This window comes from Plectonema radiosum NIES-515, from assembly GCF_025753815.1.
Taxonomy (GTDB): domain Bacteria; phylum Cyanobacteriota; class Cyanobacteriia; order Cyanobacteriales; family Nostocaceae; genus Hassallia; species Hassallia radiosum_A.
In genome coordinates this window covers 1-4,411 of record NZ_JAOWRF010000079.1, presented here as the reverse complement: position 1 = coordinate 4,411, position 4,411 = coordinate 1, and the positions used below count along the sequence as shown (strand labels likewise).

Genomic DNA, 4,411 nt, shown 5'->3' with positions numbered 1-4,411 from the left:
TTCTACCTTTCGGGTGACGCTCAACAAGTCGAAGATCGCCACTTAGTCACCCTGTATAGGAAACCCGTCCACTCTTTAGCGGGTTCGCTCTTATCCGGTTCATAGTGGAAACCAAAAGACAAATTGTGCTGGACTCACCAAATTAACGCTCACCTTTTACCTTTTAAACTGTAGGGGACAATGATTGGACTAAGTGCTCTGATTGCCATTCTAATGGGTTCCAAACTTTATCTTCCAAAGCCATTTGTTCAATTAAACTTGCCAATCGGAGAGCTTTTAGGGCTTGTTCGCCACCAACTGAAGGTTGATTGCCACCATGTACACAGTTGACAAAATGCTCTAATTCTGCACCCAGCTTATCAATGTTACTGGTGTAGACTTGTTCTATTAAACCATCCTGCTTATAAAAAACTTGTCGATGATCCATCATTGAATTGGCAGTACTGTGCCGATGAATCAAAATTTCATTTTTCAGAAAATCTGCTTCCGTAAACGAGTTTTTGCAATGAGCAGAAATGCGGCGAATTTTACGGTGAGTGACTTTGCTGGCTGTAACGGTAGCGACAATGCCATTAGCAAACCCCAAGGTAGCTGTGACATAATCTAAGTAGCCAGAGTCTTGGGCGCGACTACCACTAGCGGTCAACTTCACTACTGGAGATGCGGCTAATTCTAAAAGTAGGTCAATGTCGTGGATCATCAGATCCAGCACAACTGACACATCGTTTGCCCGGTCTGAGTAAGGATTCATGCGGTGAGCTTCTAGAGCCAGCACTTCCTCTGTTTTTAGCACTTTGCTCAATTCTTGGAAAGCTGGACTAAAGCGCTCAATGTGACCTACTTGCAGGATACATTGAGATTCAGCAGCGGCATTTACTAAGGATTCTGCTTCAGAAATGCTCGCAGCGATGGGCTTTTCCATCAAAACATGAATTCCTGCCAAAAGACAGTTGATGCCGACGGCATAATGCAAGCGGGTGGGAACTGCGACACAAACTGCATCTACATGAGGCAGTAAGTCACAGTAATCTTCAAAGAAACGCACCTTATATTTGCTGGCAGTTTCTAACCCTCGCTCAACATTAATATCTGACACCCCGACCAGTTCAACGTCTTTCATTGAACTGAGCACACGCGTGTGATGTTGTCCCATGTTACCCACCCCAATCACGCCTATGCGGATCGGTCGTGGCTGGTTTCGTTGTATATATGGATTCGGTTCTGCCACTGACATGCTATTTTGCACTACTATTTTCTCCTCAACCACCAAATCTAAAGACGCTTCGAGCGTTGGCGTTTATACTTGATTGCTAGTCACGAACCGTCTAAAACCATCCAGATGGTAACATAGAGGCTCTATTTATGAAGAATTTCAAAGTTTGTTGTGAGTTCCCGCAATCTAAGTTTGTTTTGTATATTTAGTTTTGAGCGATTAGTTTTTTTTGCGCTTTACACAAAACCTAATATGTCTTTTTCTTAACTTGAAAAATTAAGTAATAATTAAGGGTTACTTTCTCGCTCTGCTTTTAGGCAATTACTTACCGGGATTAATATCGATTGAAGACAAGTTAAAATTCCTCAGTTTATTGTCAGTAAAATTACAAAAGCCCCAAAATATACTACTTAGAAGATTTTTCACAACAAGAGTTTCATTTGAAATTGCGATCGCTTATACACTTAGAATTATTTTCATTGAATAATCTCCGAAATCCGGGATAAATCCAGAGCGGCTTGTTTAAGTCATCGTGCCACGTTTTGGCTTCCATTGATGCAATTGCCTTATTTAAGGCGGCTTGCCACTCTCTTGTTCGTTATAGAGCAGGCTTGCATATACTCTGCAACCTCTGTTTGTGGCATGTTGACAAACAAATCAAATCAAAACAAAAATAAAAACCGAGATGAAAGCTGTAATTCTGTTGTCCGGAGGATTAGATTCTTCCACAATTCTGTATCAAGCCAAAGCTGATGGTTATGAGTGCCACGCTATATCCTTTGATTACCAGCAGCGACATCGACGAGAGTTACAGTCAGCACTTTTAGTCGCTCAACAAGCTGGAGCGGTACAACATCAAGTGGTAAAATTTGACTTACGGCAATGGGGCGGTTCGGCACTTACAGACGACGCGATTGATTTACCCCAAGAACGTACATTCGCTGAAATGTCACAAGATATCCCTGTGACTTATGTTCCGGCTCGCAATACAATATTTTTAAGCTTTGCCCTCGCAATAGCTGAAATTATCGGCGGCGATCGCGTTTACATTGGCGTTAATGCTTTAGATTATTCTGGATATCCTGATTGTCGCCCTGATTACATCCAAGCGATGCAAGAAGTCTTTCGTTTAGGAACGAAACAAGGACGTATTGGAGAAGCGATTACAATTGAATCGCCCCTAATTAACCTAAAAAAAACCGAAATTATCCAACTTGGCAATAAATTAGGTGTGCCGTGGGAATTAACTTGGTCTTGCTACGCAGGTAGTGATAAAGCTTGCGGAATGTGCGATTCTTGCCGCTTGCGTCTAGCGGCTTTTGCCGAATTGGGAATCGTCGATCCAGTGATGTATGTTGAGTAGGAAATTGGGCAATTTTCTTCAGGGGAAAGGAACTCACTATATCCGAATCCGGTTTAATTGCGTGAAAAAATCTAAGTACATGTAGGGTTTACGGACTTTGCAGTCACCCACCAAAGCATAAAGGATCGTGCCCTACTTGACGCTAACACAACTGACCCCAATCAGCCGGAAGTGTATTTCACGCAATCAGATATGAGTCCCATATCAATGGGCATTTTTTCCTAGATAATTTTTTTTCCTTGATGGTTACTTAGGTGTCCAAATTATAATTTTGGATTTTCTGGGAATGTAGTTCACATATACTACTAATTTCCGTGTGGAATGTGGAAAAGAAAGCAATAATTTTACTGAGTATTTTTTAGATATTTGATGTTTCAGTATTTAACTTTTTTTAAATTAAAAATTCAAAAAAGGTGATAACCTCGGCATGACACATAATAATTATCTTTAATAAATGTTAAATTATGTAAAGGCTTAGGAAAAAGAAAGTTTTTGATTTTCACCAGAGCGATTATTCATTTAACTCTCACTCACATAGCTCAATTAAAGCAAATACTTAAATTATGTGCCGATTACTTGGCTACCTTGGTTTGCCTATTTCTCTAGAACATCTTTTATACAAACCAGAACACTCGTTGATAGTGCAAAGTTACCAACCCCGTGAAATGACTTCTGGGGTAGTCAACGCTGATGGTTTTGGTGTCGGTTGGTATCATCCTCAAAAAGATACCGAACCTTTCACCTACAAAAATACACTGCCGATTTGGAACGATATTAATCTACCAAATCTGTGCCGTTTTGTTGAGTCTAAATGTGTACTGAGTTATGTTCGTAGTGCTACACAAGGTCAAGCATTAGATTTTGCTAATTGTCAACCGTTCAACTATAAAAATTTCCTATTCATTCACAATGGCAGAATTGAGAATTTCCGAAAAACATTATATAGAGAAATTCGCAGCATTATACCTCCTGAATATTACGAACTAATCAATGGAAGTACTGATTCTGAGCATATTTTTGCCCTACTGCTCTCACAGTGGCAAGACAATCAACATCTAACTTTAGAATCTGCTTTACGCAAGACATTATTAATGCTTTTAGATTTAGCCAAACATCATGAAGTAGATGTTTCAGTAAATGTGATAATTAGCGATGGACATCGGTTGATTGCTTCACGCTTTGCTGCAAGCTCACCACCTCCGTCTCTTTACTGGTTGCGGGACGATTTAATTTTCCCTAACTCGGTAATTATTGCATCTGAACCGCTATTCCCTGGTAATTGGACTGCTTTCCCGGAAAATAGCATTATGACTGTGGAAGAAGACTGTGATATCGAAATTAAGAAAATCTAATTTACAACAAGCAATTTCCCTTGCTTTGTATCAATGTCGAAGAAACACTCTGGCTTTGTTCCAGGATATGGACAAAGCCACATTTTGCCGTCAAGTTCATCCCGATTTTAGCCCTGTGGGATGGCACTTGGGACATATTGCCTACACTGAGTCGTTATGGCTACTAGAACGTGGTGCAGGTAATTCTTGTTTATTTCCCCAATACCGCAAATTTTTTGCAGCTGATGGATTGCCGAAATCACAGCGAATCCAATTACCAAACTTGGAAGAAATTTACTATTACTTGGACGCAGTTAGAAAGAACGTCCTAGATTACTTAGAAGTAGCTGATTTACAGCAGCAAGAACGTCTTCTCTGCTTTTTGCTTCAACACGAAAGCCAACACTGTGAAACGATCACTTTTTTGTTGGAATTAGCAAAGAGGAATGGACTCCTTGGAGGACGACTTGGGGGAATTTCTTCTTCATCTCCCCCATCCCCCTT

The 4,411-nt window shown here is 40.4% G+C and carries 4 protein-coding genes; 3 read left to right on the top strand and 1 reads right to left on the bottom strand.

The window, feature by feature from the left end:
- Positions 1-163: 163 nt before the first annotated feature.
- Positions 164-1,234, bottom strand: coding sequence for a Gfo/Idh/MocA family protein (locus tag OGM63_RS05060; protein ID WP_263744408.1), 1,071 nt, complete (start codon positions 1,232-1,234; stop codon positions 164-166).
- Positions 1,235-1,886: 652 nt separating this feature from the next.
- Between OGM63_RS05060 and queC the strand changes: the two genes are divergently transcribed.
- The 3 genes from queC to OGM63_RS05045 form a co-directional block, all read left to right on the top strand.
- Complete coding sequence (gene queC, locus OGM63_RS05055; RefSeq protein ID WP_263744409.1) at positions 1,887-2,576, top strand: 7-cyano-7-deazaguanine synthase QueC; 690 nt, start codon at positions 1,887-1,889, stop codon at positions 2,574-2,576.
- Positions 2,577-3,139: 563 nt separating this feature from the next.
- The gene (gene egtC, locus OGM63_RS05050) at positions 3,140-3,928 is read left to right on the top strand and encodes an ergothioneine biosynthesis protein EgtC (protein ID WP_263744407.1); all 789 of its coding nucleotides are present in this window, start codon (positions 3,140-3,142) and stop codon (positions 3,926-3,928) included.
- Positions 3,903-4,411, top strand: a 509-nt coding sequence (locus OGM63_RS05045) for a DinB family protein (RefSeq protein WP_263744406.1), incomplete at its 3' end; no start/stop codon positions are given. The genes egtC and OGM63_RS05045, both read left to right, overlap by 26 nt.

Excerpts from the sequence above, each read along its gene's own strand:
- OGM63_RS05060 (WP_263744408.1), bottom strand. The coding sequence starts at position 1,234 with ATGTCAGTGGCAGAACCGAATCCATATATACAACGAAACCAGCCACGA.
- egtC (WP_263744407.1), top strand. The coding sequence starts at position 3,140 with ATGTGCCGATTACTTGGCTACCTTGGTTTGCCTATTTCTCTAGAACAT.